The sequence below is a fragment of the Verrucomicrobiota bacterium genome (genome assembly GCA_016871495.1).
In the GTDB taxonomy this organism is placed as follows: Bacteria; Verrucomicrobiota; Verrucomicrobiia; order Limisphaerales; family VHDF01; genus VHDF01.
This window is the reverse complement of sequence record VHDF01000012.1, coordinates 13,809-39,363: the sequence shown is the minus strand read 5'-3', so window position 1 is coordinate 39,363 and position 25,555 is coordinate 13,809. Positions and strand designations below refer to the sequence as shown.

Sequence of the window (25,555 nt, the reverse complement as noted above, 5' to 3'; positions counted from 1 at the left end):
CGTCCGCCTCTCTTCCAACCCTTCCGACAAGGATCCAACCGCCGCACCTTGGGTGCGCATCGCGAAGAACCCTTGTCGTGTGGGTTAAGCAAGATCGGCAAACCTGGATGTTGGCTATGGGAATCAGATCCAACTGCGCCATTATGCGCAATTCCCCACAATTCGCAAGCCGCCCTTCCGAATGTGCCTGCAAAAGTTCAGCGGACTTGAATTGCCCCCGCCGGACCGCAGCGTTCACGCCGCTTCAAGGCCTGAGTCGTGTGTTGGTGATGATTCGCGATTCGAAAAGCACGAGTTGGATTTACACACCCGCCACCAACCCCGCCGCGTTGGCGTGCTTCAACGCCTCCAACGATTTCCCCTCCAACCCCGATTCCTTGAGCTTGAGAATCGCTGACTCGAAGTAAAGGAACGGCGCATGGGACCCAAACAACACCCGTCCAGACGGCACCTCCGCCAGCAAAGATTCAATCCCGCCCATGCCCTCCAGGCTCGAGATCTCAAGAAACACATCGCCCGCAGCCAACACTTGCAACAAAGGCTTCGCCCTCAAAACCCTGAAGGAATTGAGCAACACCAGCTTCAATCCACGCACCCCGGCCACACTCTCGGCCAACGGACCCGCTTCCAACATCGGAATCTGGACACGCGGATGGACCATCCGCTCGTCTTCCATCTGCAGGGCCAATTGCACGACGGCTCCCGAAGCGGCCGCCATCCGAAGCAATTCCCGGAATCGAGCATCGTCCAGAGCGTAGCCATGGTAACCTGGGAACAGCCTGATCCCGAGCATGCCCCGCTCGAAGCGGCACCGGCGCCATTCCTCCCGCCAATCCGGAGCCGCTGGATTCACCGTTCCAAAAGGCTGTAAAATGCCCCGCCCGAAGGTCCGGCAATCCCGCGCCAAACGGTCGTTCACGGAATGAAGGTCCTTCTGGAACATCGCCTCAAAACTACCCGCCCAGGCTTGCGTCACCCCGGCCTTCCTCAACTTCCGCACCCAAGCTGCCGTTTCCCGCCCGCTTCCTGATCCGCGAAACGGCCAGGCACCCAAACTGACATTCACGTCGATCAACCCTCCAAACTTTTTCTGCTTCGGGATCTCCACACTTCCCGCCGCGAGAGGCCACGTCATGGCCATCCCGGCGAGGGCTTGCTCCAAAAACACCCTCCGAGTCCTCTTCATGCTTTCACACCCTTTCGTTCGAGGATGGGAGTCAGAAGCTCGCGCAAATTACGGCCCAAAATCGACTCCCGCTCGCGGTCCGTCAGATCCGCACCCATCACTTTGCCGAGTTGGGAGGCGAAACTCCGTCCCGGTGCGTCACTCCCAAACAAGACGCGCCTCACTCCCAGCTCACGAACCGCCATTTCCGTAAAACCCGCCACGGGATCGCCACCACCCAGCTCGACCCAAACGTTGCTTGAGGAACGCACCGCCCGCAAACCCCATTCCCAATCCCCTCCCGCATGCCCGCAAATGAATCGCACCGAAGGATGCCGGCCCGCCAGTTGCGCGAGGTCCATCGGCGTCGATTCTCCCGGCAGATTCCCCGTCACCTTGATCCACGTGTGCTGGAAAACGGGGGCTTTCAATTCCCCGGCCCGATGGACGATGGGATCCAACTCCGGCCCCGTGCATCGTCTCGCCACCCAAAGTTTGACCCCTACCATCGGCCCCTCTGCCACGTGACGTTCCAATTCCTCCAGGCTTTCCCGGACATAACCCGGATTCAGATAAACGAATCCAAACACCCGGTCTGGATGTGCCCGCACAGCCCGCAACACGTCGGCGTTGTCTTGGCGGAACTTCTCCGGCTTCGGATCGTATTCCCAAGTCATCCCCATGAAGACGCAAACCCTGGCGATGCCCATGCGATCCGCATAACGCAGCAAACGCCCCATCCTCTCCTCGGGCGAGTTCCCCGCCATGCCACCCAAATGACAGTGTAGATCCCAGATCTGCATGCTCGGCAGCGAGCTCCCAATGTCGTTGGATCGCGCTGTGCAGAACAGCTTCCAGCCCGGAACAAGATCACGCAAGCACGAGAGAGAGGTGGCTCAAGACAGGCTTCGAATGCTTTCTCTCCGTGTCCCTGTGCCTCCGTGAGAACCGCCCACCCAGAGCGACCTCGAACATCCCACGGTGTTTGCCCGGTGCCTCCAGAGGTTGTCGGTGACCGGGTTGTCGTGGTCAGGCAGACAGCCCTGTCTGCTGTTTCGCAGGCTGCCCGGCCTGCGGGGTGACGAAGGAAACTAGGCCGCATATTTCATGCACGGGACGCCCGGTGAGGACACCGGGCCTACAAACACAGAGGCAGGCGCGATTGTAGTTTGCCGCGTGCCCTCACGCGGCAAACTGTCGCGGATTCAAGCTCAGTATGAATTATCCGGGCCAGGCGCGTGGAGAGCATGGAAGGGCCTCGTTCTTCACCCGCCGGGCCGACGGGCCGTCGGTGATACGGCAGGCTGGGCAGCCTGCGCCACACGACAGACCACTTCGGGATGCACGACCTGCACCGCTACCTTCGGATTCAAGGTTGAAACGCTCCGGGCCGTCCCTACACTCCGCCGCGCATGTTCGATCCCGCGTCGCTCAATCCGCAACAGCGCCTTGCCGTCGAAACAACGGACGGGCCTGTCCTCATCCTCGCCGGCGCGGGCACCGGCAAGACCCGCGTCATCACCTGCCGCATCGCACGGCTGATCCAAAAGCGCGTGTCCCCCTCGAACATCCTCGGGGTCACTTTCACCAACAAAGCCGCCCGCGAAATGCAGGAACGCGTCGCCGGCATGATCGGAACCCCCGCCCGAACGCGTCGCGCTCCGGGACAGGAAGCGCCCGAACGCCCCACGCTTTGCACCTTCCACTCGCTGTGTGTGCGGATCCTCCGCCAGCACATCGACAAGCTCGGCTACAAACGCAACTTTGTCATCTATGACGAGTCGGAACAGCTCGGGGTCATCCGCAAGTTGATGAGCCATCTTTCCATCAGCCAGGACAAGGCTTCACCCGAGGAAATCCTCGCCGCCCTCGGCAAAATCCGCGCCGGCGGCCCGCGAGGAATCCGCTTTTCTGACGAGTCCTCCGCCGCGCTCGCCGAACACTTCCGCGCCAAGTACGAATCCGCCCTGCGCGCCTGCAACGCCGTCGATTTCGACGACCTCATCCTGCTCACCCTGCGCCTGTTCCGCGAGCATCCCGACGCGCTCGAGGCCTGCCGCGCCCGTTATCGCTACGTGATGGTGGACGAATACCAGGACACCAACGCGGCCCAGTTCGAGCTCATTCATGCCCTCACCAAGGAGCATCGCAATTGTTGCGTGGTCGGCGACGACGACCAAAGCATCTATGGCTGGCGCGGGGCCGAAATCGCCAACCTGCTCGACCTGGAAAAACACTATCCCGAAGTCAAAATCATCAAGCTCGAGCAGAACTACCGCTCGACCAGCGTCATCCTCGAAGCCGCCAACGCCCTCATTCGGAACAATCCGCGACGGCGCGGAAAATCCCTGTGGTCCGCCAAGGGCCGGGGCGCGCTCATCGGCCTCCAATGCTTCGAAAATGAGGAGGAAGAGGCACGGGTCATCGTTGAAACCATCGAGAACGCACGCCACCTCCGCCGGGTGCCCTGGGGTCATCAAGCGATTCTTTTTCGCACGAACATCCAGTCGCGTCCGCTCGAAACCGCGCTGCGCAAAGCGGGCGTGCGCTATCATTTGATCGGCGGACAAAGCTTTTTCGACCGGCGGGAGGTGCGCGATTTCACAGCCTACCTCAAGGTGCTCCTGAATCCCCACGACGACATCAGCCTGCTGCGCATCGCCAATGTCCCCGCGCGCGGATTGAGTGACGTGACCATGGAACGGTTGCTCGCCGCCAGCCAGGAACGCCAGGCGTCCGTGTTCAACACCATGCGCCACACGGACGTGCTCGGAACCCTCCCCGCGCGGGCCGGCGAAGCGGTCCGGACCTTTTCCCAAATGATCGAGTCTCGCCGCCAGCAGCTCGAATCGACCGTCGATCTCAAGCTGGGGCCGTGGTCTCAGGAATGGCTGAAGACCATGGGCTACCTCGACGAGCTTCGCCGCGCGGAGAAGGATCCGGAAACCTCCGAGAATCGCGTGCGTCATTTGCAAGACCTTGCCGCGACACTCGACGTGGCGGGCGATCCGGCGGATCCCGCCTTGAAACGGCTGGAGGCGTTTCTCGAGGACATCACCCTCGATCGTGAACGCGAGGAGGACAAGGAAGCCGGGGACGCCGTGACCCTGATCACGATTCACAGTTGCAAGGGCCTCGAGTTTCCCCACGTCTATGTGGCCGGTTTGGAGGAAGGATTGCTGCCGCACACCCGTTCCAAGGAGGAAGGCACGACCGACGAGGAACGGAGGTTGTTTTACGTCGCCATCACGCGCGCGATGGAATCGCTCATGCTCAGCCACTGTGCCACCCGCAAGAAATACGGACAGGCGTCCCCCTGCCATCCCAGCAGCTTTCTCCGCGAAGTTCCGACGGAATTGACGGAGGATCTTGAAGCACGCGGCAAGGCGCCGGTCCGAACCAGCGAAGGCAAGGCTCGTTTCGACGCCCTGCGCGCCGCGATCGGTTGACTTTTGACGACTTTGAACGAATCGCTCCCATGGACCGCATCCTGATCGAAGATCTCGAACTGATCGCCCGTGTGGGCGTTCCGGATACTGAACGGGCGCGTCCGCAGAAACTGCGGCTCTGCGTTGAACTGGAGCTTCCTCTGGAACCCGCCGCCGCCTCGGATGACCTGGCGAGGACCATCGATTACGGCAAACTTTCCCGGCGTCTCGTGGGATTTGCCGCGGAGGGAGAATGGAAGCTGATTGAAACGCTGGCGGAACGATTGGCGCGGGTGGTTCTGGAGGAGTTCAACCCCGCGGCGGTCACGCTGACCTTGAAGAAATACATCCTGCCCAACGCACGCTGGGTTGCTGTTCAGATTCGGCGCGAGCGATGAGATGGCTGCGGGCGGCCAGGCAACGTGCAAGTGCATCACTCATTTCGGATCGAGTGATGGTCACTTTACGTTCGCTATCAACAACTTGAATATCACAGAATCAAAGTTTGTGAAAAAAATCACAAATTCGGCTTGCTGGAGCTTTAGGGGGTCGGCATCTTCTCCGGTCATCTGAAAACGGTGCGCGGTTTTCGGTCGGTTTCCGGCCCTGTTTCCGTTCTTGAAGTGTCTGGCCGAGCCTCTTTGAGGTATCGATCCCGCCCCGGCCACGATCAACCATGCAGACGACGACCGAAATCGGTTATAATTCCAAGGTGGAGGGTGACGTCGTCGTCACCCGAGTGGACGCGGCCCTCAACTGGTTCCTCAAGAACTCCCTCTGGCCCATGCCCATGGGCTTGGCTTGCTGCGCCATCGAACTCATGGCCTCTGGCGCGAGCCGCTTCGATATCTCCCGATTCGGCTCCGAAGTCATGCGCTTCAGCCCGCGGCAGTCGGATGTCATGATCGTTTCCGGCACTGTCACCTATAAGATGGCCCTGGCTGTGCGCCGCATTTACGAGCAAATGGCCGAGCCCAAATGGGTCATCGCCATGGGCGCCTGCGCCTCCACGGGTGGCATGTATCGCAGTTACGCCGTCCTGCAAGGGGTGGACAACATTGTGCCCGTCGATGTGTATGTGGCCGGTTGCCCGCCGCGTCCGGAGGCTCTCTTCGACGCGCTGTTGCGTCTGCAAAAGAAGGTCTCCACTCAGCCCCTCCTATCCCGCCTCAAAGAACCCGGACCGGAGCTCGTCGGGAGCCTGGGCAAGATTGCCTGAGACTCCGCCTCTGACTCCGAGGGCCATGCCTACCACTCCAGAAACGCTCGCTGCCGCGCTTCGCGAAAAATTCGGAATCCTCATCGGGGATCCGGTGCTCTTCCGCGGCGAGGCTTCGGTTCAAGTGACGGACCCGAACCGCATTGTCGAAGTGGCCGATTACGCCAAGAACCAACTCGCGCTCAATTATCTCGTCGATATCAGCTCGCTCGATCACTACGGGGAAGACCCGCGCTGGACGGTGGTCTATGAACTGCGGGGATTGGAGCACAAAGCCTCGATTCGTCTGCGCACGTCGGTTTCCGAGGAGAAGTCCGAGCTGCCCTCGGTCACCGGAATCTGGCGCACCGCCAACTGGCACGAGCGCGAAATCTACGACATGATGGGCATCCGCTTCAGCGGGCATCCGGATTTGCGACGCATTTTGATGTGGGATGGATATCCTTACTTCCCTCTGCGCAAGGATTTTCCGCTCGCGGGCAAGCCCAGTGAGTTGCCGGATATCGCCTTCACTCGTCCCGCGCCCCTGGAAGGAGGTCCGTTCGTCACGGTGGCTGGAGGCCGCGACACGGTCGCCCGCGAACCTCGCGCCCGAAACCCCGAGTAACCCCTTCGACCCTCGCACCATGGCCAGCACACAAACCCTGGAAATTCGCGACGCCGCCGCTCGCGCTTCCAAGCCCTCCCCGTCGGGTGAGGAGGAACTCATCGACGTGCAAGGCGAGAAGATGGTGCTGAACATGGGTCCATCCCATCCCTCCACGCACGGGGTGCTCCGATTGGTCCTCGAGTTGGATGGCGAGATCGTCACCCAAGCCATGCCCGACATCGGCTACCTCCATCGGGGGGACGAAAAAATCGCGGAGAACATGACCTACACCCAGTTCATCCCTTACACGGATCGACTGGACTACCTTGCCCCTCTGGCGAACAACGTCGCCTACGCTCTGGCCGTCGAGAAACTCATGGGCATCGACAAGCAACTGACTCCGCGCTGCCAGCATATCCGGGTGATTTGCTGCGAACTGGCCCGGGTCTCGGCGCACTTGCTGGGCATCGGTTGTTTCGCGATGGACGTGGGCGCGCTGACGGTGTTCATGCACACGTTCACCGAGCGCGAGAAGATCTATAATTTAGCCGAAGCGATCTCCGGCGCGCGGCTCACCAACAGTTACACCCGCATCGGCGGGCTCATGCGAGATCTTCCACCGGGCTGGACCGATCAATGCCGCCAGTTCTTGAAAGAAGTCGTGGTCTGTATCGACGAGGTGGAGCGGCTCCTGACCCGGAACCGCATCTGGGTGGATCGGACCCGTGACATCGGCGTGATTTCGAAAGAGATGGCCATCGACTTCGGCTTGAGCGGTCCAAACTTGCGCGGGAGCGGAGTCGATTACGACGTGCGCAAAGCGCATCCTTATCTGCTCTACGACCAGCTCGATTTCGAAGTGCCGGTGGGCTCGGTGGGAGATTGCTACGACCGTTACCTGGTTCGCATGGAGGAAATGAGGCAAAGCGTCCGGATCCTTCACCAATGCCTGGACCGCCTTCCCGGCGGACCTGACAACGCCGGAAAGGAACCCATCAATATTCCCGACGGCAAGACCGTCCTGCCCGATAAGGCCAAAGTCCTGACGCGGATGGAGGAGTTGATCCATCAGTTCATCCTGGTCACCCAGGGCCTGAACGCGCCGCCCGGTGAGATCTATTTCGGCGCCGAGAATCCGAAAGGTGAATTGGGTTTTTACATTCATAGCAAGGGTGGAGGCACTCCCTACCGTTTGAAGATCCGTTCCCCTTCGTTTGTCAATTTGAGCATCCTGCCCGCGCTTCTGCCCGGGCACATGGTGAGCGACACGGTGAGCATCCTGGGTTCGATCGACTTCGTGATGGGGGAATGCGACCGATGAACGTGACTGCACCCTCAGCCGCAACCGGCCACGCGGACTTCCAAATGCCCGCCCCGATGGAAGCGGAGCTGGACGCCGTGATCGCGCGTTACCCCCAGAAGCGCAGCGCCTCGCTCATGTTGTTGCACGCGGTGCAGGAGCGTTTCGGCTTCATCTCGCGCGGCGCCGTCGAGTGGATCGCCCGCAAACTCGATCTTCAGCCCATCAACATCTATGAGCTCGTCACGTTTTACCCGATGTTCCGGCAGGAGCCTCTCGGCAAAACCCACATCAAAGTTTGCCGAACCTTGAGTTGTGCCCTGGCCGGCAGCGAGGCTCTGCGGGGCCATTTCTGCAAGCAATTAGGGCTCGATCCCGAGAAGCATCACCCGCAAACCACCCCCGACGGCAAGTTCACGGTTGAGTTTGTCGAATGCCTCGCGGATTGCGGCAATGCCCCAGTGGTGTTGTTGAACGAGGAGTTGTTGCCCAAAGTAACCACGGCCATGGGAGAGGCCATTCTCGCCAAGCAACGTTAGCACAAGCGCCCCTCCAAGATGTTGATGTTGACGCCCAGCATGGAAGCAAAATCGCCGAGAAGTTGGCTGCCCGACATGGATTTGAACCATGACAAACAGATCCAGAGTCTGCTGTGCTACCGTTACACCATCGGGCAAGCCGGCGCGGAAGAAACCGTAGTGGATCTCTTCTGAGAGTCAAGACACCCTATGCCGAGCGAATTTCGCCTCATCCTCAAGCATGTCGATCAGCCGGGCTACACTCCGGACCTCGAATGCTACCTTCGCCACGGCGGCTACGAATCGCTTCGGAAAGCTCTTTCGCTCCCCGTTAAAGAACTCTCTGACGGCAAGAAAATGTCCCCGCAAGAACAAGTGCGGGATGAAGTCCTCAAGTCCGGCTTGCGCGGACGCGGCGGCGCCGGCTTCAGCGCGGGTTTGAAATGGAGCTTTGTCGATCGCAAGAGCGGCAAGCCCATTTACCTCATTTGCAACGCCGACGAATCCGAGCCCGGCACGTTCAAAGACCGCCAGATCATTCACAAAGATCCCCACCAACTCCTGGAGGGCATGATTCTTTCCTGCTGGGCGAATGACGTCAAACTCGCCTACCTCTACATTCGCGGAGAAATGCCCCAAGGCGCCCGTTTGCTCGACGCCGCGCTGAACGAGGCTCGCGCCCGGAATTTTCTCGGGAAAAACATCCTCGGAACAGGCTACGACCTCGAAATCCACGTCCATCGTGGCGCGGGTGCCTATATCTGCGGCGAAGAAACAGGCCTCATCGAATCGCTCGAGGGCAAGCGCGCTTACCCTCGCATCAAGCCACCCTATTTCCCCGCCGTCCTCGGACTTTATCAATGTCCGACCATCGTGAACAACGTGGAGACACTCTGCCACGTGAAACACATCGTGGCGATGGGCGGAGCCCAATACGCCAAACTCGGCACGCCCAACAACACCGGCACCCGCATCGTCAGCCTGAGCGGCGACGTTCAGCGACCCGGTTACTATGAGGTCGAAGTCGGCAAAGCCACCCTCGGCGAATTGATCCTCGACCCCTCCTTCGGCGGCGGCCTCCGGGGAGGCCACCGTCTCAAGGCGATCATCCCGGGCGGCTCCTCCTCCAAAGTCCTCAAGGCGGGCGAGAAATTCAAACTCAAGCGCAAGGACGCCGACGGGCAGATGAACACGGTCGAAGTGGACCTGCTCGATCTGCCCTATGATTTCGACTCGCTGCAGCAGGCGGGCACCATGTCGGGCTCCAGCGCGATCATCGTCATCGACGACACTCGCGACATCGTGGAATGCCTCGCCAATCTGGCCGAATTCTACGCTCATGAAAGCTGCGGACAATGCACCCCCTGCCGCGAAGGCTCCCTCTGGATGAGCAAGGCCCTCCATCGCCTCACCCACGGGCACGGGCGCAAGGCCGACGCCGATTACCTGCTCGGCATCGCGCAGAACATTCAAGGCCGGACGATCTGCGCTTTCGGCGAAGCTTGCGCCTGGCCAGTCCTGAGTTTCGTCAAGAAATTCAAAGACGAATTTGAAACCAAAGGCGCCGCAGACGAAGCCAGACCCTGAAGCCGCCGACCCGATCTCAACCATGTCCGCCGCCCCCGCCGAAACCAAACCCGCGACCGCCGCTCCCCCGCCGCCGGACAAGATCCGCATCAAGGTGGATGGCCGCGAGCTGGACGTGCCGAAGACAATGCCCGACTGGCAGGGCAAGCCCCAGCCGACCACCATGCTCCAAGCCTGCCAGCTTGCGGGAGTCGAGGTGCCGCACTACTGCTATCATCCCAAGCTCCCCGTCGCGGGCAATTGCCGCATGTGCCTCGTCGAGTTTGGCACCCCGATGATGGGACCGGATCGCAAGCCGGTGCTCAACGAGGACGGCTCGCCAAGGATCGCGAAATCCGTTCTGCCGTACGAACCGCAGACGCCCCGTGGCGCCATCGCCTGCGCCACCCCCATCTCCCCGGGCATGGAGATTTACCCCGGCTCCGCCGCGACCCGGCAAATGCGCGAAGGGGTGCTCGAATCACTCCTGATCAATCATCCGCTGGACTGCCCCATCTGCGACCAGGCGGGAGAGTGCAAACTCCAGGAGTATTCCGTTCAACACGGCCAGGCCGCCAGCCGCTTCGTCGAAACCAAGGTTCACAAACCCAAAGCCGTCGATCTCGGCCCCCGCATCATCCTCGACGACGAGCGCTGCGTGCTCTGCACCCGTTGCATCCGGTTCACGAAGGACATCGCCGGACACGACGTTCTCGGCATCGTCAACCGCGGCAGCTACAATTCCATCGCCGCCTACCCGGGCACGTCCTTCGATCACAATTACACGCTCAACACGGTGGATCTCTGTCCCGTGGGCGCTCTGACCTCGAAGGATTTTCGATTTCAAATGCGCGTGTGGTTTCTCAAGGAAACCAAGAGCGTGTGCGCCACGTGCGGAACCGGATGCAACATCACCATCGGCTCGCGCGAGGGGAAAATCCACCGGCTCGAACCGCGGGAGAATGACGCCGTGAACGCCTGCTGGATGTGCGACCAGGGCCGGCTGAATTACCACTGGATCGGGCGGGCCGACCGCCTGGGCGAGGTGTTGATCCGAGGACGCCGCTCGACTTGGAACGTGGCGCTGCGCGAGATCGCGGACGCCCTGCGCCGGTCCCCTCACGGGAGCACCGCTGTCATCGCCAGCGCCCGGTTATCCACCGAGGAACTCTTCCTCCTCAAACAATTGGCGCGCCATTACGGCGCCGTCACGGATTCCGTTCCGCGGACCGGGGAGGGCGACCGCCTCCTGGTGAGCCCGGACCGCAATCCCAACTCGAACGGGGCGCGGATCACCGGCATCAGTTTCACCGAAGCCGGCATCGAGATCCCGAACATGATCGCCGGGATCGAGCAGGGCCGGGTTCAAAACCTGATCGTAATTGGAGAGAACCCGCTCCAGCTGGGCTTCACTCCGGAACATCTCGCGCGCCTCAAACTTTTCGTCATTTCCGACGTCCTGCCGCAAAGCGGCCTGCCCCACGCGCAGTATGTCCTGCCCGGATGCGCGCCCGCGGAAAAACGCGGCACGTTCATCAACACCAAAGGACGGCTGCAACGATTTTGGAAGGCCGTCGAGCCGAGGGGGAACGCCCGGCCGGAATGGGAGTTCTTGTCCGAATGGCTGTCGCTGGCCACCGGCCAAAAGGCGGCCGCCAACATGGAGGAACTCTTCCATGGAATGGCCCGGGAACTGAAACCGTTGCAGGGCGTGACCTGGGGCCGGCTGGGCGATGCCGGTGTGCCAGTCGAAATTTGAACACCGTTCGATGACCTGGATGCAACAACTGACCGAGACTCAGCAGTGGCTGCTGTTCAGCGCCGTGAAAATCGCGGTCGTGTTCGGCGTGGTCATGTTCTTCGTGGCCTATGCCGTGCTGGTGGAACGCAAGGTCTCGGCCTTCATCCAAGACCGCGTGGGACCCAATCGCACCGTCCCTCCTTTCATTGACGCCATTCCTGTGCTCGGGAGATTCCTCAAGAGGCTGGGCATTTTCCAGCCCATGGCGGACGGCCTCAAATTCCTGCTCAAGGAGGATTTCACGCCGGATTACGTGCGGAAGGTCTATTTTTGGCTGGCGCCGGCCATCACGGCCATCCCCGCGTTTCTAACGCTGGCCGTGATTCCCTTCGGTTCCCAATTGGGCCGCCAGCCCATGGTGATCGCCGATCTCAACGTGGGCATTCTCTACACGTTCGGCATCGTTTCGCTCGGAGTTTATGGCATCGTGCTCGCCGGTTGGGCCAGCAACTCGAAATATCCGTTCCTGGGCGGCATCCGCTCCAGCGCCCAACTCATCTCCTACGAGATCGCCATGGGCATGTCTGTCGTTCCCGTCTTCATGTTGGTGGGAGATCTCAACCTGAGCAAAGTCATCGCTTATCAATCCGGCAGCGCCTTCGATTGGATGCTTTTCAAGCAGCCGATTGCTTTTGCCATTTTCATGGTCGCCGCGTTTGCGGAAACCAACCGGTTGCCCTTCGACTTGCCTGAATCGGAAACTGAACTCGTCGGGGGCTATCACACCGAGTACAGCTCGATGAAATTCGCCCTGTTTTTCCTCGGCGAATACGCCAACATGATCGCCTCCTCGGCCATGATGGTCACCCTGTTCCTCGGCGGCTGGACTCCGCTCTGGGGCGGCACGCCGGCCTCCACGATTTGGGGAGGCCTGGTCCACATCGGCTGGTTTCTCGCGAAAATGATCGCGCTGATGGTGGTGTTCATCTGGGTGCGCTGGATGCTCCCTCGCTTCCGTTACGATCAACTGATGGACCTCGGCTGGCGCGTCTTTATTCCCATGGCTTTGGTCAACATCCTCATCACGGCGGTTGTCCTTTTCATCAGGCATTGATTTCCATCAGGATCCCATGATCGTCCCTCGTCAAAAGCTCACCTTCTGGGAACGCCTGTATCTCCCCGCGCTCTGGGGCGGTTTGCGGATCACGGCGAATCATTTCTTTCGCACGGCCGTGCAGGGGAAAGCCGTGACCATGGAGTACCCCGAGCAGCGCTGGGTGGTTCCCCCCGGCTACCGGGGCGCGCCTTATCTTGTCAAGGACCAGGACGGCCATACCAAGTGCGTCTCCTGCCAGCTTTGCGAGTTCGTCTGCCCGCCCAAGGCGATTCGCATCGTCCCGCCCGGTCCGGAAGGCCAGGCGGCCGACCGCCCGAACGCCGAAAAAATGCCGCGCGAGTTCGAGATCAACATGTTGCGCTGCATCTTCTGCGGTTTTTGCCAGGAAGTGTGCCCGGAGGAAGCCATCTTCTTGATGAAGGATTATTCGTTCACCGCCGAATCGCGCGAGGAACTGCTCTACAACAAGGAAAAACTGCTGGCGCTCGGCGGTGTTCACCAGGACACCATCCAGAAATGGAAGCAAAAGCAGGTCGAAGCGGACGCCCAGGAAACATTCCCCGTGGCCCGGTCCTGAAATGAGCCCCGCCGATTTCGCATTCTATCTGCTCGCCGGCCTGACCCTGCTCTGCGGGTTTCTGGTCGTGGCCAATCCCTTCAGCCGAAGCCCGGTGACCAGCGCGATGTTTCTCGTGCTGACCATCATCTGCCTGGCCGGACTTTTCGTGCTCTTGCACGCGTTCTTCCTCGCCGCCGTCCAGATCCTCGTTTACGCGGGTGCCGTCATGGTGCTCTTCCTCTTCGTCATTATGCTGCTCGACTTGAAGGAAGAGGACCGGCGGAAATTCAACCGGTTTGGAGTCGGCGCGGGCCTGGCCTCCGTGGCCGGATTGGCCGGGGTCCTGGTGCTGTCCGTTTTGAAAGGACGCGCCGCCCCGGGCGGGATCAACCCCTCGCTTGAAGGGAGCACGTCGGCGCTGGGCCGCGTCTTGTTCACGGAGTTTGTGCTGCCCTTCGAGGTCGTGTCCCTGGTGTTGCTGGTGGCCATGGTCGGCGTGATTCTCCTAAGCAAAAAGGATCTCCAATAAGTCCATGATGAAGGTCGGTCTCGAACATTATCTGGTCGTCAGCGGGCTGCTCTTTTGCCTGGGCGTTCTGGGCGTCATTCTGCGCCGCAATCTCCTGGTGCTCTACATGTCCCTCGAACTGATGCTCAATGCCGCCAATCTGGCTCTGGTGGCGTTCTCGCGGTTCAACGATCATTTGAACGGCCAAGTCATGGTTTTCTTCATCATCACGGTGGCCGCCGCTGAAGTCGCCGTCGGCCTCGCCCTGATCGTGGCCCTCTACCGCAAACGCCAGTCGGCGCACGTGGAGGACTTGGCATCCCTGAAACTCTGACCGCATGACCGCCCCCGCTTACGCCTGGCTCATCCTGTTCCTGCCGCTCTTTTCAGCGGTGGCGATCACGCTGGGCGCCCGGCGCTCCCCCCAACTCAGCGCGCTCATTTCCATCGGGGCCGTCGCAGGCTCATTTCTCCTCACCGTCGCGCTCGCCCTGAGCGCTCCCCCGGGCTCCCAAGGGGTGGAGCTCAGTGTGCGTTGGATGGAAGTGGCGGGATTCCAGGCCGACTTTGGTTTCCGCGTCGACACCTTAAGCCTGCTCATGCTCCTCGTCGTCACCGGAGTGGGCACGGCCATTCATGCTTATTCCTTCGGCTACATGAGCGGCGATCCCGGATTTGCCCGTTTCTTCGGCAGCCTGAGCCTGTTCATGTTTTCAATGCTGGGCATCGTGGTCTCGACCAATTTTCTGCAGATGTTCATTTTCTGGGAGTTGGTCGGGGTCTCCAGCTATTTGCTCATCGGGTTCTGGCACGAGAAACCCGCGGCGGCGGATGCCTGCAAAAAGGCCTTCCTCACCAATCGCCTGGGTGATTTCGGCTTTATTCTCGGCATTCTGATCGTGTGGTCCGCCACCGGCACCCTCCATTTCACCGAACTCGCAAAGCACCTCGAGACCCATCCCGCCGCCTTGGGATCGCTCGCCAGTCTCGCCGCTCTCCTGGTGTTCTGCGGAGCCATGGGAAAGTCCGCCCAGTTCCCTCTCCACGTCTGGCTGCCCGACGCGATGGAAGGACCCACTCCGGTCAGCGCGCTCATCCACGCCGCCACCATGGTGGCTGCGGGCGTGTTCATGCTCTGCCGCATGTTTTTCCTCTTCCAACTCCCGGCCTCCTGGCCCGAGGCACTCGCGTTCCTCCACGGCTGGTCGGCGGCAGACATCGTCGCGTGGATCGGCGGGTTCACCGCCCTGCTCGCCGCCCTCATGGCCATGCAGCAGGACGACATCAAGCGCATCCTCGCCTATTCCACGCTTTCACAACTCGGCTACATGGTCATGGGGGTGGGAGTCGGAGGTCCCGCCGCCGCCATGTTCCATCTCAGCACCCACGCTTTCTTCAAAGCGCTTCTGTTTCTGGGGGCGGGCTCCGTGATCCACGCACTCCATCACGAGCAGGATATTTGGAAGATGGGCGGACTTCGCCGTTCCATGCCGGTCACGTTTTGGACCTTTCTCATCGGCACCGCCGCGCTTTGCGGGGTGCCTCCACTCAGCGGTTTCTACAGTAAGGACGCCGTCCTCGCCGCCGCCTCGCACGGGAATCCCGTGCTGTTCGCTTTGGCGGTGACCGTTGCGGGCATGACCGCGTTTTACATGAGCCGGCTTTTCCTGGTCGCTTTCCTGGGATCACCGCGGTCCGATCATGCCTCCCACGCGCACGAGTCGCCGCCGGTCATGTCTTATCCCCTTCTCTTGCTCGCGGTCCCTTCGGTGATCGCGGGGTTTTTCGGGCTTGAAGAGCGATTCACGCTCCAATTCCTTCCTCCGTCAGCCGTTCCCCACGGCCCGGGACACGGCTTCGACCCGTTCGCTCCGTTCGGGCATGCTCCCGCCGCGGCCATGTTCGGACTCGGCGCGACGCTGTTCGGCGTCAGTTTCGCCGCCGCCTTGTATGGCGGCGCCTCACGGGATCCCCTGCCCGCCAAACTGGGCGCACTCGCGCGAGCGATGCGCGCGCGTTTTTACTTCGACGAATTGTACGAGAAAATCGGGGTGCGGCTCCATGATGCCTTGGCTGCGCTCGCCGGATGGATCGACCGTTGGATCATCGCCGGCCTGGGGGTCAAGGGTGCCCATGGCACCGTGGACCTGGCAGGGCGCGCCCTCCGGCTCTTCCAGACCGGCAGTCTGCAAACCTATGCCTTTTTCGTCGTCGCGGGGCTCGTCCTCATGCTGCTGATGACGCTCGTGAGCTGACCATGTCGCTGTTAACTCTTATCATCCTGCTGCCGCTCGCCACCGCCGGCCTCATCCTGGCCGTGCCGAGAAACTTTCGATTCGGCATCCGGATGCTGGCCCTGGCCAGCTCCGCCCTGACGATGCTGTTGTCCCTGCTCCTCGCCGCGCGCTTCGATCAAGCCCCGGAGGTGGACGGGTTTCGTTTTGTCCAGGAGTGGGCTTGGCTGCCATCGCTGGGCATTCAATTCAAACTGGGCGTGGACGGGCTCAATCTCGGCCTCATCGTCATGGGGGCCATTGTCGCCTTTGCCGCGGTATGTGCCGCTTGGGAAATCCGGTCGGAACGGGACAAGGAATTCTACGTTCTGTTGCAGGTCATGGCGGCTGGGGTGCTGGGGGCCTTCGCCTCCATCGACTTGTTCTTTTTCTACTTCTTCCACGAACTCGCCCTGGTGCCGACGTTTATCATGATCGGCGTCTGGGGGTCGGGCCCTGACAAGAACTACGCCGCGTTCAAAATCACGCTCTACCTGACGGCGGGTGCATTGATCGCCCTGGTCGGACTCATTCTGCTTTACGTCCAATCCGGCGCCAAAACATTCGACTGGGTTGCTCTGGCAAAAGCTGTCCAGGCCAAGCCCATTCCTTCAGGGGAACAGAGCACGATTTTCGGGCTCTTGCTGTTCGGGTTCGGAATCCTGGTTTCTCTCTGGCCGTTTCACACTTGGGCGCCGCTGGGATACGGCGCCGCACCCACCCCTGCTGCCATGCTCCACGCCGGGGTGCTCAAGAAGTTCGGTCTTTACGGATTGATCCGCGTCGGACTGCCCCTTCTGCCGGAGGGCGCTCGCGAATGGATGCCTGTCCTGGCCATCTTGTGTTTGGGGAACATCCTCCACTGCGGATGGGTGGCTATGCGGCAAAAAGACCTGGGCCAGTTGATCGGCCATTCGAGCGTTGCTCATGTGGGGTTCATTTTCCTCGGCATTGCGAGTCTGAGCATTGCCGGGGTGGCCGGTGCCGTCATGGTGATGGTCGCCCACGGCTTGCTCGCGGCCCTCAGTTTTTCATTGCACGGTTATTTTCGACACCATGTGGGCAGCACGGATATGACCCAATTGGGCGGACTCCTCGCCCGCATGCCCCTCATTGGGACCCTTTTGATCATGGCCATGATGGCGGGATGCGGAGTTCCCGGTTTTGCCAATTTCGCGGGGGAAGCGCTGGTGTTGTTTGGCGCTTGGAAAACCATGCCGTGGTTCGTGGTCGCGGCGGCCTGGGGCGCGCTCATCATCGGGGCGGTTTACATGCTGCGGGGGATTCGAAGCATATTGCACGGCCCTGTCCCGGCTGGATTCACCTCCGCTTCCGATGCTTCGCTCTGGCGCGGTTTCCCTATGATCCTCCTCGTTGCCTGCCTGCTGTTGCTGGGCTGCTGGCCTCGCCTTCTGCTCGACCGGGTGCGTCCGGGCGTGGAGCGCGCCGTCCGGATCGCGGGATTCCAGCCGCAGCCTGGTGAGTCCCGTGGCAGACCCGGAATTGGAGTTCGTTTGCCCAGCCTACCCGGAACGGAACCACGGCTGGCCGCCCAATGATTCGGTCCTCATGAACTTTTCCTGGTCGTCACTTTACCTCGAGTTCGCCACGGTTGGCCTGGGCCTCGCCATTTTGGTGGCGGATCTGTGGACGCCGGTGGAACATAAGCGGAAGCTGGGGTTCGCGGCCGCGGGAGGTCTGCTCCTGTTGTTGCTGGCCTCTTTCGTGCCCGCTTGGGAGCCGGCCCCGGGGGCTTCCTTCGGAGGGATGATCACGATGGATCCGCTGGCCCTGTTCTTCAAACGCCTGTTTCTGGCCGCGGGATTCGTGGTGGCCTTGATGACAATCGAGTTTGCTCCTCAAATCAAAGCCGGCATCGCCGAATATCACACCCTGCAATTGATGGCGCTCGCCGGCATGCTGTTCGCAGCGTCCGCCACGGACTTGAGCATGATGTTCGTCTGCCTGGAGCTGATCACGGTCAGCTTTTATGTGCTGACCAGTTTTCAGCGCGGCAAAACCGCGAGTCTCGAGGCCGGCGTGAAGTATCTCATCATCGGTGCTCTCTCCTCGGGATTTCTGGTTTTCGGGATTGCGCTCGTCTTCGGAACTTCCAACAGCACCCGCTTCCAGGACATCGCCCTCAAAGCGCCGGCGCTCATTGCAAACAAACTGTTTCTCGCGGGCTTGATCCTGGTCCTGGGCGGATTCCTGTTCAAAATTGCCGCCGTCCCCCTGCACATGTGGGCTCCGGATGTTTATCAAGGCGCCCCGGCTCCCACGACGGCGCTTTTATCCGTGGGCTCGAAGGCGGCGGGCTTTGTGCTGTTGGTCCGTTGGACCTTTTCGGTCGTTCCGGATGTGGCGTTGAAGTGGGAAAAACTCCTGCTGGCCATCGCGGGCTGCACGATCCTTTATGGCAGTCTCTGCGCGCTGCCTCAGCGCGATCTGAAACGCCTGCTGGGCTATTCCAGCATAGCCAACGCGGGGTTCCTGTTGCTGGGTGTCGCCGCCATGACCCCGGCGGGATCCACCGCCATTCTTTTTTATCTCGGAACTTATGCCTTCGCGGTGCTGGGGATCTTCACCGTGATAACTCTTCTGAGCGGACAGCAGACTTCGGTGGATTTCAACTCGCTCGCCGGACTTTCCAAACGCTCACCCTACATGGCGGCGTGCCTGACTCTTTGCGTGGTATCCTTGGCCGGCATCCCCCCCTTGGTGGGATTCACGGGCAAGTTTCTGCTGATCAAATCCGCGCTGGAACAGGGTGTTTCTTTCACTTCGTATTACGCCCTCGTCGGCGTGGCACTCTTCGGCGTCGTCGCCTCGTTTTATTACTACTTCGGCCTGATCCGCGCCGCCTACTGGGCGCCGCACAACCCATCCATGCCAGCCCTGCCCGTGTCCACCTTGGCCGGATTCGGCCTGGGAGCGTGTGCGGCTGCGGTGGTGGTGTTGGGAATCGTTCCCAAACCGCTCCTGGCTGCGGCCGAAGCCGCCGTCAAGGCTCTGCGCAACTGATCAATAGCCGTTTCGATCCGGCAGGGGCGGCAGTTGCAAAACCGGAGCCAAACCGGTGGCGGGGCGGGTCAACTTCTCGCCGTATTGCGCATAGCCCTCCACGAAACCCCCGTGATGCAAAAAGAATTGGCCCTTCTCGACCCCCATGAAACGGTCGAGCCGATCCGCCTTGCCCGTAACATCATGGCTGAAACTGGCTGTCGTGATCTCATGCCAAAGCCCGGCATCCGTGCGAATCCATTGGTTGCCGTAAAGCGCCTTGCGGGGCAAGTGCCCGCGGCTGCCGCCAAAATCCTCGCTGAAAGAGTAGAGCCCGCGCAGCCACCCCCCGTCCTTCGGAGCCTTCCATGAGGAGATCAGCATCCATTCCCTATTCCCGGGATGAAACCAATAGCCGGAGAAAATGGTGAAGGTGTTGTTCGTCGGCTGAGCCGTCACGACGAACTTCTGCGGCTCGCCGGTTTTCCACATGAATTTCAAGTGGCTGTGCCCCCCAGTGCCTTCGTTGCCGAAGTCGCCCGAATAGACGCCCGCCCCCTTGGCCACGAGCGTGACACGGTTGCTCTCGTTGACCTTCGCTCGGCTGACCGCTTCGTCGCCGCTGTCCCAGACGCTGAAAATAATGCGGCGCTCCGTGGCGCTGTTGATCTGCATGCCGAAGTATCCGCGGTGCCAGCCGCACGCCATGTAGTAAGTCGGGATGGTGTCCGCGACGCCGGTCATTTCGCAATAGAACGCGGCAACATGGGTGCCTTTCGGCGTGAGGTAACTGAGATGAACCGAGGCCGCGTTCCGCCGAGGCTTGGTGTTGAAATGAGTGTTGTGGGTGCTGACCCCTGCAAGCACGAGCGCGCTGAGATCTCCGAAGGGCTGTCCCACGGAATTGAGCGACGCGAGCGTGAACCGCTGGTATCCCGGCTGCTTGATTTCGAACGTGCCGAATCTCGCCGTAACGACGCTGGCCCCTGCGCCCCGCACTTCCGCGTCGCGAGACTGGCCTGCGACGGTCAGGCGCAGTTTGGAAACCACGTTTTCGGGCAAGCGCAACTCGATTGCGGCGTCGATCGTGACGCGCTCTCTCATATCACCGAACCAGCTCACCGTTACGGCCGGATCCCGCCATGCGGTCACACCAGAGTTCTCTGAAAACCGTGCTCCGTCGGCATCGGGGTCGGCATAACCGGTAAAAGCCGGCACCCGCACCTCGGCGGCCACGCTGAGCACCACCGCCATCCCGGCAAGGGCTAAACCGAAAATGGAGTTCATCAACGGGCCGGCCTCTGGTTCCTCATCCCATCGATGACGAGGATCTTTCGTTCGTGTGCGCTCCCCCAGAATTCACTTGCGTGCATGATCACAAAGGCTCCCTCGCACCCCATGAATGTTCAACCCCGTTTTCCAATCGGTCTTTCGCCAAAGCGATGACCAGCTTCAGACACGCTACCCCCAAGCGGGAGATGCGGGACAGATGCAGAAGGGATGTGAGACCAGAGTGACGTGACGCGGCTCCGTCGCCAGCCGGAGGCTTGCCAGCGATGAGCCGGTGGTGGAGGAGCGCAGCGACGATACCACCGGTCCACCGGGTCGCCCAAGCCTGTGCATCCCGGAGGGATGCCAGCCTCGCAATCCAATACCCGGGGTGTGTGGGTTTCAGGTCTCCAGGGCCGATTCTTCATGGGCCAGGGGCGGACCGCTCATCCCTGGGCTTCATGCCTCCTGACTTCGAGCAGCGAATATCTCCGGAGACCGGAACATTCTTGAGACCACCGCAGCCGATCCCCCATAGGCAGGTCGTTGATCATTCGGGGCTGATACTCCTGTGGTGGCTCAAGACACAGCTCGAACGCATTGCATCTCAGGTCATGAGGGCTGGAGATTGGACCTGCCAGGCGCACTTCGGAATCGCGCAACCATGAATTCCGATTTTCCCGCGCCGGCTTAAACCTCCCGACGAACTTGATGCTGAAGTTGCTCTCCATTCCGCACCCCGACCCGGCGGAGTTCTTTGGCTTGAAAGGGCATTTGCCGTTTCAAGTTTGAATCGATACGGCCGAGGAAAGACCTCCAGCGGAAAACGATTATTCCGATTCGGGAATCTTCAATAATTCATCGGCCGTCCAGGGAGCTCGGTCGCCTGTGGCCTTTCGAATGGCGGCCACGTCCTCAACCTTGACGCTCGATGCACTATTACCCCAGTCCTTCTGAGTGCGAATGTAGGCCATAATCGCCGCAATCTCTTCGTCGGTGAACGCGCTACCGAAAGGCGGCATGGCGGCCTCCCATTTGACACCTTTCACTTCGATCGGTCCGCTCACTCCGTGCAAAATGATTCGAGTCAGTCTTGCAATGCCTGGCGTGGTGACCCATTCCGAACCCGCCAAAGGGGGAAACTGGCCAACCACTCCCAAACCCGTAGCCTGGTGGCACAACTGGCAAGTTTGCTCATACTTTGCCTTGCCTAGGGCGATCAAACGGCCACCCTCATCTTTCGGCTGCAAATCCCGCACCACTTTGATCGAACGGTGAGGCTCAAAAACTTCGGCGTGAAATCCACCCCCCGTTTGTTCGAGGTACATCGACCCCAAATAAAACAGCACGCCTACCGCCATCACAAGCCAGAGCGGGATCGCGGAACGTCCCACCTGCGGCTCGGCAGGCTCAGGTCCGATCAACGGCGCGGGGGGCTTGGAAGATTTTGACTTCATGAGCTGGCTAGGGAGCAACCGCACCCGTCGGAGCATTCGTGGCTCCCGCTTCTTCCTTCTTCAAAGACGAGGGCATCGGCGCCTCGAAAAGCGCCACACTCTTCTTCCGATCCAAAAGATACGCGACCAACACCTCCGCCTCATGCTTGGGAACCACTTCAAAGCCCTCCGGAGGCGCGTAAGGACTTTCCAATCGCAATGCCTTCGGTGAAGGCGCTTCTCCAATCTTCCGCACCTCAAACAAAAACGGATACGGGGGCATGAGCGATTTCACAACCTTGGAGCGCGGTTGATAAAGATGCGCCAAATGCCAGGCCGCGTCCGGCTGCCGGGCACCCGCATTGGACAAATCCGGACCGATCCGCAATGTCCCCGGCAGCGGCGGCTCATCATAAAGATAATCGCGCGACACGGTCCGGCGCGGTCCCCATCGGCTCAGATCCGCCACGTTTCCCCGCACATTCTGGCTGTGGCAGTGAGCGCAACCCAGAGAGCGATAAACCTCGGCCCCCTGCTGCGAGCGCCCCTCCAACCTCGTGGGGTATAACGCGGACGAGATGCCGACCGAAGGAGCGGGCTGCAGCGCGCCAAGCTGCAAATGCGGCGCAAAGATCAATCCGCACCAAGCCGTCCCCATCGCCAGCAGGATTCCCGCAAAAATCAAAGGACCCCGATTCACGCTGCCACCTCCGCTTTCTTGGCTTTCCCCGCCGGCAACATTTCACGGAAGAGGGGCGGGATGCAGCACACGGAACAGACTTTCCATCCCAGGGCGGTGATTTGCATCCAAACCACCACGGCCGCTCCCACCCCGGCAAGCCAGCCCAGCGTGCTCAATCGGAAGGGCCCCATGCCCCGTTTCAACGCGGTTTCGAACGGCACACTCACATCCGCAGCCGCAAAGCCTTGTAAAATCCCGGCGCCCAGCAGGGAAACGCCCACCACGACGACCGCTCCGGTGGCGAGCTTGCCCACCATGCTAATCATTGATTCCGCGCCCCACGGCACACCGGTCAACCGGGGCAAGGCAAACAGAACCGCTCCCAGGACCGTGAGTCCGACAAATCCGCCCGTGAAGACCGTGTGCAAACCCATCTCAAAAAAGGTGTAGCCCAGAACATCCGCCACCCCGCGAAAAGAGGCCCCCGCTTGGAGCAAACTCGCCACCAGCAGACACGGGATGGAGACCAGAAAACAGATTCCACCCGGCTGAGAACGAATCGCCTCGGCTTGGTCCCCGCACGTCGCTCGCAAGTTGGTGACCGCCGCCAGCATCGGCGCGACCGAAACCATCGCCGCCAAACCACTCACGCCTTGCAGCCAAGCGGGCACCGGCGAACCCGGGGGGACTGCGATCCAGCTCGAGAAAAAGACCGTCAGCCAAAAGGTAAAAGCCGCCGTCGGTCCGCTCTCCAGAGGGCGGCGTGCGAGCTTAGGAACCATGTAAAACAGCACGGCGTAGGCGATCAAGGCCAGCCAGACTCTCGAGAGGTTCGAATACTGCCATTCCCCAACCAGCACCAGCATCATGCCCCGGGCCGGAAACACGTGGATGAACAAAATCGCGGTCGAAAACGCCCACGGAAACCAGAACAACGCGGCGAGAAGAAAACACTCGCTGACATACCAAGGCTTGTCCCGCCGTGTCATCAGGGTCAACAAACCGGGCAACGCCATGGCGCAGTATCCCGCCAGCATCATCACGGCCGGCCCTCTTGGAATCTCAAATCCGGAAATGCCCGTGGCGTTTCCGGTCAATATGGCGCCCGCGCCGGAAAGCACCCCCAAGTTCCAGGACAACCCGCCCGGCAAAACCATCCAGGCCGAGGCGAGCGGGCGCCCCGACAGTCGAGCGATCAGCCACAACATCACACCGATCGCCGCTTGCGCGAGCGCTCCGTAAAAAAGAAGAAAGTTCGACGCGGGATAGACGCGTCCGTAAGTCAGCACCGCTCCGGATCCCATCCCGGGTCCGTGAAACTTTAACGAACTCAACAGGCCCAGCAGAGCACCAGCCACCGCCCAAGTCGCGGCCATCCAGAAAAGCAACAACCCCGCGTCGCGGCAGCTTGCATCGGACGACTTCATCGCCTCGGAGACCGACGCGGTGGATTCCGGCGTTGGACGGGTTTCGCTCATGCGGCTCGAGAGACTATTCGAACTGGCTCGGCTTCTCGGGTTCCTTGGGCGGGGGCGGCGGATAAGCTTTGACAAGGCGAGCCATCATATCGGACCGAAAAGCGGTGGGGTTCTTGTAGCCGGCTTCGACCGCCTTCATCGCGTCCGTGACAGGGATGCGGACCAAGCCCTTGGCCGGATCCAACACGGCGTAATGGCCCAGGGCCTCGACACCCGCGGCTTGGATTTCCTTCAAGTTCTTTTCTCGCAACGCGGTCTTCTCGACGCCCACGGGCGCCGGAGTCGAATAATGCCGGACCACACCAACCATGGCGGCGAGGACGAGAAAGGCGGCCAACCCGCCGAAGATGCGAGCGGCGGCCGGTCCGCACGAACAACATCCGGTTTCCTGGGATTGGGGAGTTTCGGGGTTCACAGTCGAGGATCGATGGCTGAGTTGGAGATCGCTGGCCGTTGCAAGCCGGGTTCGAGATTATTTGGCGCCCTGCCCCGCCAGTTTCTTGGCGCTGACAGGTTCGACATAAATGCCCAACCCTTCAGCCATGCGCGGATCGCGCTGCGGGAAGGGCGGGTGTTGCCGGTAGGATTTGATCCAGAAGTGCGCGAGGGCTCCGGCGAAGAACGCCCAGCACGCGACGTCCTGCCAGTGAAGAACAAAACCGTCCTGGTGGAGCACCGGCATGATATTGAACGACATGTCGCAGAAGTGCATGACCCAAGCCCAGGCGGCGAGCGGCAGCATCACCGCCAAGTTCAACTTCGCGTCGATCCGCAGCAGGGCGAGAAACGGCAGGAAGAACTTGCCGAAGATGATCACGAGCGAGAGCTGAAACCAGGTGCCCTTCTCGCGCAGCTTGTACCAGAACGTCTCCTCCGGCATGTTCGCGTTCCAGATGATGAAATACTGCGAGAACGTGACGTAGGCGTAAAACACCGTGAAGGCGAAGAACAGGGAACCGAGGAAATAAAACTGCTTCTCCTGCATGACATCCTTCAAATCACCCCGGCGCTTCAAAATCACGGTGATCACATAAACGGTCGCCAGCGTGAGCCATGTGCTGCCCGCGAAATAGTAAACGCCGTACATCGTGGAGAACCACTCGTGCGCCAGGGCTTTCATCCAAAGAATGACCGCCAGGGTCAAAGAAAAGCCGAAAATGAAAATGCCCGCGCAGGCGGTCACCCGCATCTTCTCAGTGCATCGCGCGTCACCCGTCCGGTCCTGCTCCAGCGAAAGGCCCCGCAGCCTGAAAGCAACGAACGTCCAAAGCACGAAGCACGCGATGGAGACACCGTAAAAAGCGGGCATCGTGAAGAGCGGATACTTCGCATGCAACGCGTGATCGGTCGCGTGGTCGCTCGTCATCCACCGGTAGAGCTTGGGCGCGAGCAGCCCGATGGGAATCCACAAGGCAGCCATGACCGGCGCCAGGCAGGCCAGATGTTCGTTGATCCGCCGGATGGGCACCGACCAACTGGCGTCAAAAAGATGATGCACCAGAACCAGAAACAGCCCGCCCATGCACAGGCTGAGGAAAAACATGTAGGCGAGCAGCCAGGAATAACCGAACTGGACGTGGTTGGTGAAAGCGCCCAACAGCGCGCCCGCGCCGCCCACTCCCATGAGCAAGGCCGGAACTTTGGCCCACTTGGACAAATCCAAGGGAGAACCCGCCGGAGTTGGATGATGTGAGGCCATAGACA

Annotated in this window: 23 protein-coding genes and 1 tRNA gene; 15 read left to right on the top strand and 9 right to left on the bottom strand. The window is 60.8% G+C overall.

The annotated features are described in order from the left end of the window. Positions 1 to 301 precede the first annotated feature (301 nt). Both FJ404_04395 and FJ404_04390 read right to left on the bottom strand, forming a co-directional pair. On the bottom strand, positions 302 to 1,135 hold the full coding sequence (locus FJ404_04395; protein MBM3822126.1) for a metal-dependent hydrolase: 834 nt from the start codon (positions 1,133 to 1,135) through the stop codon (positions 302 to 304). 47 nt (positions 1,136 to 1,182) lie between these two features. Then, entirely contained in the window at positions 1,183 to 1,968 is a 786-nt protein-coding gene (locus FJ404_04390; protein MBM3822125.1) for an amidohydrolase, read from the bottom strand. Between the two features lie 609 nt (positions 1,969 to 2,577). On the opposite strand from FJ404_04390, the gene FJ404_04385 reads away from it, so the two are divergent. The 6 genes from FJ404_04385 (at position 2,578) to FJ404_04360 (ending at position 8,240) form a co-directional block, all read left to right on the top strand. Further along, positions 2,578 to 4,614, top strand: coding sequence for a DNA helicase UvrD (locus tag FJ404_04385; GenBank protein MBM3822124.1), 2,037 nt, complete (start codon positions 2,578 to 2,580; stop codon positions 4,612 to 4,614). A 29-nt stretch (positions 4,615 to 4,643) separates the two neighbouring features. Next, a complete protein-coding gene (locus FJ404_04380; GenBank protein ID MBM3822123.1) occupies positions 4,644 to 4,991 on the top strand; it encodes a dihydroneopterin aldolase in 348 nt (115 codons plus the stop codon). A gap of 278 nt (positions 4,992 to 5,269) precedes the next feature. Beyond that, complete coding sequence (locus FJ404_04375; GenBank protein ID MBM3822122.1) at positions 5,270 to 5,812, top strand: NADH-quinone oxidoreductase subunit B; 543 nt, start codon at positions 5,270 to 5,272, stop codon at positions 5,810 to 5,812. Between the two features lie 25 nt (positions 5,813 to 5,837). After that, positions 5,838 to 6,419: an NADH-quinone oxidoreductase subunit C gene (locus tag FJ404_04370; protein MBM3822121.1), complete on the top strand. Its 582-nt coding sequence runs from the start codon at positions 5,838 to 5,840 to the stop codon at positions 6,417 to 6,419. Between the two features lie 19 nt (positions 6,420 to 6,438). Further along, positions 6,439 to 7,722, top strand: coding sequence for an NADH dehydrogenase (quinone) subunit D (gene nuoD / locus FJ404_04365; protein MBM3822120.1), 1,284 nt, complete (start codon positions 6,439 to 6,441; stop codon positions 7,720 to 7,722). Then, positions 7,710 to 8,240, top strand: a complete 531-nt coding sequence (locus tag FJ404_04360; GenBank protein ID MBM3822119.1) for an NAD(P)H-dependent oxidoreductase subunit E — start codon at positions 7,710 to 7,712, stop codon at positions 8,238 to 8,240. Before nuoD ends, FJ404_04360 begins: the two co-directional genes overlap by 13 nt. A 63-nt stretch (positions 8,241 to 8,303) precedes the next feature. On the opposite strand, the gene FJ404_04355 is transcribed toward FJ404_04360, so the two are convergent. Further along, positions 8,304 to 8,377: transfer RNA gene (locus FJ404_04355), tRNA-Gln, on the bottom strand. A 52-nt stretch (positions 8,378 to 8,429) separates the two neighbouring features. Between FJ404_04355 and nuoF the strand changes: the two genes are divergently transcribed. Genes nuoF through FJ404_04310 form a run of 9 tightly spaced genes read left to right on the top strand, consistent with a single transcriptional unit; the run spans position 8,430 to position 19,007 of the window. Further along, on the top strand, positions 8,430 to 9,806 hold the full coding sequence (gene nuoF, locus FJ404_04350; GenBank protein ID MBM3822118.1) for an NADH-quinone oxidoreductase subunit NuoF: 1,377 nt from the start codon (positions 8,430 to 8,432) through the stop codon (positions 9,804 to 9,806). Positions 9,807 to 9,828: 22 nt separating this feature from the next. Next, positions 9,829 to 11,544, top strand: a complete 1,716-nt coding sequence (locus tag FJ404_04345; protein MBM3822117.1) for a 2Fe-2S iron-sulfur cluster binding domain-containing protein — start codon at positions 9,829 to 9,831, stop codon at positions 11,542 to 11,544. A 19-nt stretch (positions 11,545 to 11,563) separates the two neighbouring features. Then, positions 11,564 to 12,640 carry an NADH-quinone oxidoreductase subunit NuoH gene (nuoH, locus tag FJ404_04340; protein MBM3822116.1) on the top strand — a complete coding sequence of 359 codons (1,077 nt, stop codon included), beginning with the start codon at positions 11,564 to 11,566 and terminating at the stop codon, positions 12,638 to 12,640. Positions 12,641 to 12,656: 16 nt separating this feature from the next. Then, positions 12,657 to 13,220 carry an NADH-quinone oxidoreductase subunit I gene (locus FJ404_04335; protein ID MBM3822115.1) on the top strand — a complete coding sequence of 188 codons (564 nt, stop codon included), beginning with the start codon at positions 12,657 to 12,659 and terminating at the stop codon, positions 13,218 to 13,220. A 1-nt stretch (position 13,221) separates the two neighbouring features. Further along, the gene (locus FJ404_04330; protein MBM3822114.1) at positions 13,222 to 13,731 is read left to right on the top strand and encodes an NADH-quinone oxidoreductase subunit J; all 510 of its coding nucleotides are present in this window, start codon (positions 13,222 to 13,224) and stop codon (positions 13,729 to 13,731) included. A 7-nt stretch (positions 13,732 to 13,738) separates the two neighbouring features. Beyond that, positions 13,739 to 14,044, top strand: coding sequence for an NADH-quinone oxidoreductase subunit NuoK (gene nuoK, locus FJ404_04325; protein ID MBM3822113.1), 306 nt, complete (start codon positions 13,739 to 13,741; stop codon positions 14,042 to 14,044). 4 nt (positions 14,045 to 14,048) lie between these two features. Further along, positions 14,049 to 15,965, top strand: a complete 1,917-nt coding sequence (gene nuoL / locus FJ404_04320) for an NADH-quinone oxidoreductase subunit L (GenBank protein MBM3822112.1) — start codon at positions 14,049 to 14,051, stop codon at positions 15,963 to 15,965. Between the two features lie 2 nt (positions 15,966 to 15,967). Further along, the gene (locus FJ404_04315; protein MBM3822111.1) at positions 15,968 to 17,542 is read left to right on the top strand and encodes an NADH-quinone oxidoreductase subunit M; all 1,575 of its coding nucleotides are present in this window, start codon (positions 15,968 to 15,970) and stop codon (positions 17,540 to 17,542) included. A gap of 10 nt (positions 17,543 to 17,552) precedes the next feature. Next, a complete protein-coding gene (locus FJ404_04310) occupies positions 17,553 to 19,007 on the top strand; it encodes an NADH-quinone oxidoreductase subunit N (GenBank protein MBM3822110.1) in 1,455 nt (484 codons plus the stop codon). Here FJ404_04310 and FJ404_04305 read toward each other — a convergent pair whose 3' ends face one another. From FJ404_04305 to FJ404_04280, 6 genes are all read right to left on the bottom strand, one after another. Next, positions 19,008 to 20,273: a DUF3472 domain-containing protein gene (locus tag FJ404_04305; protein ID MBM3822109.1), complete on the bottom strand. Its 1,266-nt coding sequence runs from the start codon at positions 20,271 to 20,273 to the stop codon at positions 19,008 to 19,010. 812 nt (positions 20,274 to 21,085) lie between these two features. Then, complete coding sequence (locus FJ404_04300; GenBank protein ID MBM3822108.1) at positions 21,086 to 21,748, bottom strand: cytochrome c; 663 nt, start codon at positions 21,746 to 21,748, stop codon at positions 21,086 to 21,088. Next, positions 21,720 to 22,391 carry a c-type cytochrome gene (locus tag FJ404_04295; GenBank protein ID MBM3822107.1) on the bottom strand — a complete coding sequence of 224 codons (672 nt, stop codon included), beginning with the start codon at positions 22,389 to 22,391 and terminating at the stop codon, positions 21,720 to 21,722. The genes FJ404_04300 and FJ404_04295 overlap by 29 nt, the downstream gene beginning before the upstream one ends. Beyond that, positions 22,388 to 23,851 carry a hypothetical protein gene (locus FJ404_04290; protein MBM3822106.1) on the bottom strand — a complete coding sequence of 488 codons (1,464 nt, stop codon included), beginning with the start codon at positions 23,849 to 23,851 and terminating at the stop codon, positions 22,388 to 22,390. The genes FJ404_04295 and FJ404_04290 overlap by 4 nt, the downstream gene beginning before the upstream one ends. A 13-nt stretch (positions 23,852 to 23,864) precedes the next feature. Then, on the bottom strand, positions 23,865 to 24,266 hold the full coding sequence (locus FJ404_04285) for a hypothetical protein (protein MBM3822105.1): 402 nt from the start codon (positions 24,264 to 24,266) through the stop codon (positions 23,865 to 23,867). 57 nt (positions 24,267 to 24,323) lie between these two features. Then, entirely contained in the window at positions 24,324 to 25,550 is a 1,227-nt protein-coding gene (locus FJ404_04280; GenBank protein ID MBM3822104.1) for a hypothetical protein, read from the bottom strand. Positions 25,551 to 25,555: the final 5 nt, after the last annotated feature.